Source organism: Dietzia sp. SLG310A2-38A2 (assembly GCF_014145095.1).
Taxonomy (GTDB): domain Bacteria; phylum Actinomycetota; class Actinomycetes; order Mycobacteriales; family Mycobacteriaceae; genus Dietzia.
This window is the reverse complement of sequence record NZ_JAALDX010000092.1, coordinates 1-6,077: the sequence shown is the minus strand read 5'-3', so window position 1 is coordinate 6,077 and position 6,077 is coordinate 1. Positions and strand designations below refer to the sequence as shown.

The window sequence follows — 6,077 nt, the reverse complement described above, 5'->3', positions numbered from 1 at the left end:
GCCTGCTGCACGGGCGCCTGGCGCACTGGAGCCGGTGCCTGCTGCACCGGGTAGGACGGCGCCTGACGAACCGGAGCGGGGGTGGGCGCCTGGCGGACTTCAGCGGGAGCTGGCTGAACTGGGGCGGATTCCTCCGAGGACAGTTCCCGCTTCTGGGGCTCGTCCCGCTCGGGCTTCACCTCAGGCGCCTTGGGCTTGGTGGCCTCCTTGAGGCCAGCTTGGTTCCCCGACTTCACTTGCGTCACGACTGCGCTCTTGCCCGAAACAGGCACGGCTCTCGAATCCGGTGTGGACGCCACCTGGGCGACACTCACTCCCGGTTGAGTCGACAGCGCCGGTTTCACCGGGGACTGTGCTTCGGTGACACCAGCCTGCGTGGCGGCCAGGGCCGCATAGACACCGCCGAAAGCGATGAGAGCGCTTGCCGTGCCAACGAGTGCTCCCCTCATCGCTGGCCGTGAAAGAGATCCGATTCTTCGCTTCGTCACTTCGACTCCTCGCGCCGTGAAGACTGTCCGTACTGCTAGCCGTACTGTTACGTTACGTACAGTAGCGCCCTTGTGGGTCCTCCAACTACCGCCGACGGGCTTCGTCGGCCTGTAGCTGGACCCACCCTATAATCCCGCGCTATATTCCGCCAGTGGGAAATTCGGGTGGCGGAACTGGACACACTTGTCGGACAGACCATGCCGACGAGGGGGAGTTCATGCCGCGCCGCGCGGGGCATATCAGCCCCACCGCACTTCGTTCGGCCGTGGCCCGAAGGGGCGCGACCGCCGAAGACCTCGCCGTCGCGCTCGCGGTCTCCACCAGCACCGTAGAGGGCTGGCTGTCCGCGCGGCGGACCCCTGAACCGCCCCTCCTGGTCGCCCTAGCGCGCGTACTCAAGGTGCGCCCGGCCGACCTCACGCTCGTCAGCGAGGATGTCGAGCGGCTGCCTGACCTCCGGATCCACGCAGGCCTCCTCCAGGCCGAGGCGGCTGCCGCCGCCGGCCTGCGACAGCCGCAATTGTCCAAGATGGAGCGGGGCGTGGCCATCCCCCGCTCAGAGCTGTGCGAGCCGCTGGCCAGGGTTTACGGCCTTGAGCCAGAGCGTGTGCTGGCGGCCTGGACGCGCTCCCGGGACGACCGGCGACGACACGCCGATAGCAAACTCTCCTAGTCCTGCGTTATATTCCAAACACGCCGATGGGGCATCAAATCCTCGACGGCGAATCACAAGCGTGTTATTAATAACCCATGACGACCTTCGGCCGCCCGCGAACCCGCGCTCACCGCACCCAGCTCAACGGCGAGGTCGACAAGGCCCTCGTCGCTGACTTCAACGCCACCTGGCGTCGATCCGGTCGCAAGCGGTGGGAAGTGCTGCAAGACGTCGTCACATACGGTCTCGCCGAATACAAACGGCGGGAAGCGGAAGCTCCCAGCGCACTGGACCTACTCGGTCGCGCTGGTTGATCCCACTCCCCTACTCAGACAGGAGGCGCGTCGCGCACACGACAGCATCGTCGTTGACAACCGCATAGCGCACCCGCACAAAAAAGCGATCGCCCTCCGGGGCCAACCGAAAGGCGATCGCTCAAAGTGTGACCGGCACGAGCGCCAACTCGTGATCCGGTATTTGGTGCCCCACCGAAAGGCGGAAACAGCTTGTCCAGCTGTTCCGAGGGTAGCGCATACCCAAATGACGTGTCCAGCATCGCCACGCTGGAACGTCAGGATGCGCGACATGCCCTCACCACACCAGATTCTGATTCTTCTATTGGCCAGACGATTGAGGCCCGAATCGCCGCTGCTGAGGCGGCTAACCTCACCCACGGTCAACGTGGCCGCTCCTGGGCGCTTCCCGGGAAACCCCCAGCTCTGTGTTGGTCCGGTCGCGCGAGGTGGCTGCTCGCTGTCGACGTAGCACTGGCTACAGACGAAGGCCGGCGTCTATGCCGCTCGCGGCATCTGTCCCCAGTAACCGCACGCGCGATCGCCCGCGGGTGCGCCGATTACGCCGACAGCGGCACCGGTCGCCACCTAACGGCCTCAAACGCCACCATCTCAGCTCACGCCGCCGAGAAGGCCGGCCGCACGCGGCCCTGGAGCCACGATGTCGTTGCCAACACCAGGCGAGTCCTCGAGCTCCTGGGCCTGGCGGTGGAGATCGCTCGCGGCCGCTACCTCAGCGCAGAGGAACGCCTTGCTGCGGCCGTACACCACGACTGTGTCCAGATGCGTGCTGCCTCCACGTGGGCACTGACCCTAATCCGCAGGTGGCATACAAAATCGTTACTACCCCGTAGGGGTCCTACGGGGAGTAAAACTCCCCGTAGGTGTAACTCACCCAAACGCGCGCTCACGCGCGCGAAGGCGCCCTCCGGGCGCTCTCCGAGAGACCAAGAGACCCCCCGACCACTCGCCGCCCAAATCGTCACCGCCGACCTCATCTCCCGGACCCACGGCCTAGACAACGGACGACACCTCGGGTCACTGGTCGACGTCATCACCGAAATGGTCGACTACCAGCAGTGGACCGGTCGCGACCTGGTGGCAGTGCTCAACCTCGACGCCCGCACCAACCCACGCGATTGGCCGACTCGCATCGAGAATCCTGCGGCATTTCTCCGGCACAGACTGTCCCGTATCGCTAACCGCCTGGCTGAGCCCTCCCCTAGTCAGGTCGAAGCCGAGCGTCACCAAACCGAGCTGGAACAACAGCGGGCGAGAGCGGAACAAGACAGGCTGGCGGCCCAGCAACGAGCCTCAATTACCCATGTGAAGAACACCATGGCCGATCTCCGTCGACAACTCGCCCGTCGCCGCTCCGAGCGTGACGCGTCAGCATCGCTGACCGGTAAGTAACATCACCCCCATGGGACCCAGGTCAGGTGACGCACGAAGCACCTTCGCCGAGAAGCTGCGCACTCTCGTGGACACCGTTCACCCACCGGGCCGAACCCGCTACACGCAGATGGAGATCGTTGCCGGCGTCAAAGAGCTGGGTGGCGACCTCAGCCAGCAGTATCTCTCTGAGCTCCTGCGAGGCGTCCGAACCGATCCCTCCGAACGGATCATTCGACACCTGGCTGCCTTCTTCGGCGTCACCGAGCAGTACTTCGTCGACGAGGACGAATACCAACGCACCAACGACTACATCGCCCTGCTCCGTCGCGTGAGCGATAGCGAAGTCCTAGCGGTGTCCGCTCGAGCTGTCGACCTCCCGGCCGAGGCGATCCAACGGATCAGCCGTGCAGTGGAGGAAGAACGGCGACGAGCTGGTCTCGACGGCTAGCGTCCCCCGCCCCAGTAACCCCCGGCTGCGCCAAGGGCGCATCCGAGAGCAGTTTCAAGCGGGGTGTGATGGCTGATCCGAACTCGCGCCCATGCGACCGGCGGAACCAGTCCGAGCCCCCACCAGTACCGCGGTGAGACCTCCCGGGCCAGAACCGCCACTACGCCTGCCAGGACTGCGGTGTGGAACGACACCTTGATGCGGAGGGTTGCGGCGCCGGCAACGCCTAGGGTCAGCAGTGCTGCCCGAGTCATCCGGTTCAGCTCCGGCGGCGCTGAGAACCGAGACTGAGCCAGTAGCAGAGTGGCCACGGAAGCCGCGATACCGGCGATCACTACCGGCCGGTCTTCCCGGCGGGTCACGTGATGGTCAGTGAGTTCCTTGCGACGTACGCGCCGGGCGATCGCCGCCTGCGGAACCAGGCCCAGGCCCGCCGCAGTAGCGATCCCCCATCCTGGCGATCGCACAGCGCATCCCAGATGCGTGGATCCCACCGCGAGCACTACCCACGGCGCGAAGGCCTCCGTCAGCGCCTTCTCAGGAGTCATGGTCATCTCGGTCCCTTTCCTCGATGGCTGTCACCGGGCCTGTCCAGTTGGCGGCGACCCGGGCCACCTCTGCGGTGATCTCGCCGTCACTGACATTCCGGGGGGCCTTTGGGAAGCCGGACTCACTGCCCGCGACCCGTTCAAAATGGTGGAGTCCGTCCAGCACCTCGATCGCACGATCGAACACCCACGAATCAAACCCCAGCCGCCTGTCTGAGGTTCGCTGGATCTCAGGCAAGACCATGATCACCCGGGCGTTGAGCTGGCGAAAGCGACGCCAGTGGCGCCACGCCGTGAGGTCTGCCTCGACGGTCGACCACAGCAATCCCAGCGTGAGGAGCAACATCCCCACGACGGACAGCAGCTGGGTCACCAGGAACTCGGCGTCTGAAGGTGGCGGCGAGGTGATGGAGGCCGCTGACCACAGGTAGGCGAGGCGAACGAAGCACCACGCGGCCAGAAGTGCTGCACCGACGGCCATGATTGCTAGACCGCGGCCGGCAGCGGTCCCCAGGCGCAGGGGCCAGATCACTGCGAAGAACCCGAGGCTTGCGATGAGTCCGCCGATGTACACGATCAGCATCGCCGCCAGGAGCACCGGCTGGGAGTGGGACCATTCCACGTAGCCGACGCTGGTCATCTGGCTCCCTCCTCCAGCTATCACGTGGAGGACAATCACCGGCACCCCGGCCGCAGCGAAGCAGAACCAGACGGCACGCTCGGCCTTGGGGTTGTCGTGCTCACGCTGGGCCAAGGCCATGAGAAGAACGCCAGCGGCGCACCCCAAGATGCTCAGGTGCTTGAGTAGCGTCGGTGCGCCGATCGTCGCTGAGCCAGGCCCGCTCAGGACCACCTCGATAGGACCGGTGACCGAAAGCATCCCCACAAAGAGCGCGATAGACGTCAGGGTCGCCGCGCGGAGAACGGGGTTGGGAGCCACTTGGGCCCGCAGGATCCGCGAGATGATGTACGCGAGAAGGAGCAGCTCGAGGACGATAAGGATGACCAGCGTCATCCGAACGCTTCGTCGAGGCGTGAAAGGTGACGGTTCGTCAGACCTCGGCGAAGCCGCCTGGTCACTGTCGACGCGAACTGTTCGGCCTCGTTCTCGCGCTGCGCCAACTCGCGGAAGGCTGGGACAGCGCACGACGTCTCTGAGACCACCGGGCGACCTGTGAGTAGGGCGGCCAATCGGTCAGGTGTCCCCTGGAGGTCATGGTGCCCGAGAACGAGGTGCCCCACTTCGTGCAAGAGCGTGTGAAAGCGCAGATCACCGGTCAGTTCTGGATCCAGCACGATCACGTGTCCGTGCTTTGTTCGAATCACCATGCCGTACCGCCCCGTCGGCTGTGGGGCCTCCTCGAGCGTCACCGGGTCACCGACTAGGTCCGCCGCGGCTGCCAGGATGGCTGCTTCACTTGCCGGATCAGCGACATCGGACAACTCGCCCATCAGTCGATCCACCGCGGTATCCACCGGGGACCGGGTGGGGCGAAGTAGCCGTTGTAAACGAGGCACGACGCATACCCTAACGAGGCAACTTCGTGCAGTGGGAGTCTCACATGGCCACACCGACGGTGACCCTCTACGGCCGGGTGTCCTGCCGGCCGTGCATGAGGACCAAGAAGCTCCTGGATCAAGCTGGTGTGGCGTTCCTGTACGTCGACGTCGACGAAGACCCGGTGGCACTCGACGGGCTCACCGAACTGGAATGGGTGACCGCACTGCCCGTCGTGATCACCCCCGATCCTCAGTTGCAGTGGTGTGGCTACCGTCCTGAACTAATCAAGGCACTGATTCACACTAGTGCCACTAGTTGACCGTGTGGCGCATGTGGCGCATGTGCGGGAACGCCACGCTAGGGTGCAGTAATGATCGTTCGTGGCGCCCTCACTCATCTGCACACCACAACGCTCGCGACCAAGCGCGGCTCGACACAGCTGACCTGTATGCGAGTCCTCGATGACCATTCCCGAGTGCAACACGGCGGACAACCCGGTGCCCGCCACTCCCCCACTCGCTACGAGGTTCAGTTCCTCGACTCGAAGCTCTTCGAGTGGTCAACAACTCTCGCGTCGCAGTTCAGGATTGGCGACGAGGTCTTGGTCTACGCAGAGGACGCCATCAGAGTGCGAGACGCAGCCGAACGCGAACCGACGCTAATCGTCTACGGCATCGACGTGGGCCACGCAACGCTGCCCCTGGCCCGCAGAACGGAATAGCTCTGGTGGGTGGGGGTCCCTTTCCCT

General features: G+C 64.8%; 8 protein-coding genes and 1 pseudogene. 6 read left to right on the top strand and 3 right to left on the bottom strand.

Annotation, left to right across the window (positions count from 1 at the left end):
• Nucleotides 1-245: pseudogene (locus tag G6027_RS19295) on the bottom strand (hypothetical protein); the annotation flags it as partial.
• Nucleotides 246-706: 461 nt separating this feature from the next.
• On the opposite strand from G6027_RS19295, the gene G6027_RS03775 reads away from it, so the two are divergent.
• The 4 genes from G6027_RS03775 to G6027_RS03760 all read left to right on the top strand — a co-directional run bounded on the left by G6027_RS03775 (nt 707) and on the right by G6027_RS03760 (nt 3,280).
• Nucleotides 707-1,162, top strand: a complete 456-nt coding sequence (locus G6027_RS03775; protein ID WP_179526363.1) for a helix-turn-helix transcriptional regulator — start codon at nt 707-709, stop codon at nt 1,160-1,162.
• A gap of 77 nt (nt 1,163-1,239) precedes the next feature.
• Nucleotides 1,240-1,458 (top strand): hypothetical protein, encoded by a 219-nt coding sequence (locus G6027_RS03770; RefSeq protein ID WP_179526364.1) that lies wholly within the window; start codon nt 1,240-1,242, stop codon nt 1,456-1,458.
• 1,041 nt (nt 1,459-2,499) lie between these two features.
• Nucleotides 2,500-2,850 carry a hypothetical protein gene (locus G6027_RS03765; protein ID WP_182635528.1) on the top strand — a complete coding sequence of 117 codons (351 nt, stop codon included), beginning with the start codon at nt 2,500-2,502 and terminating at the stop codon, nt 2,848-2,850.
• Nucleotides 2,851-2,860: 10 nt separating this feature from the next.
• The gene (locus G6027_RS03760; RefSeq protein ID WP_179526366.1) at nt 2,861-3,280 is read left to right on the top strand and encodes a helix-turn-helix domain-containing protein; all 420 of its coding nucleotides are present in this window, start codon (nt 2,861-2,863) and stop codon (nt 3,278-3,280) included.
• A gap of 537 nt (nt 3,281-3,817) precedes the next feature.
• On the opposite strand, the gene G6027_RS03755 is transcribed toward G6027_RS03760, so the two are convergent.
• On the bottom strand, nt 3,818-4,843 hold the full coding sequence (locus tag G6027_RS03755; RefSeq protein ID WP_179526367.1) for a hypothetical protein: 1,026 nt from the start codon (nt 4,841-4,843) through the stop codon (nt 3,818-3,820).
• Nucleotides 4,840-5,304, bottom strand: a complete 465-nt coding sequence (locus tag G6027_RS03750; RefSeq protein ID WP_182635527.1) for a hypothetical protein — start codon at nt 5,302-5,304, stop codon at nt 4,840-4,842. Before G6027_RS03750 ends, G6027_RS03755 begins: the two co-directional genes overlap by 4 nt.
• A gap of 86 nt (nt 5,305-5,390) precedes the next feature.
• Between G6027_RS03750 and G6027_RS03745 the strand changes: the two genes are divergently transcribed.
• Entirely contained in the window at nt 5,391-5,648 is a 258-nt protein-coding gene (locus tag G6027_RS03745; protein WP_182635525.1) for a glutaredoxin family protein, read from the top strand.
• 51 nt (nt 5,649-5,699) lie between these two features.
• Nucleotides 5,700-6,050, top strand: coding sequence for a hypothetical protein (locus G6027_RS03740; RefSeq protein ID WP_017836525.1), 351 nt, complete (start codon nt 5,700-5,702; stop codon nt 6,048-6,050).
• The last annotated feature ends 27 nt before the right edge of the window (nt 6,051-6,077 follow it).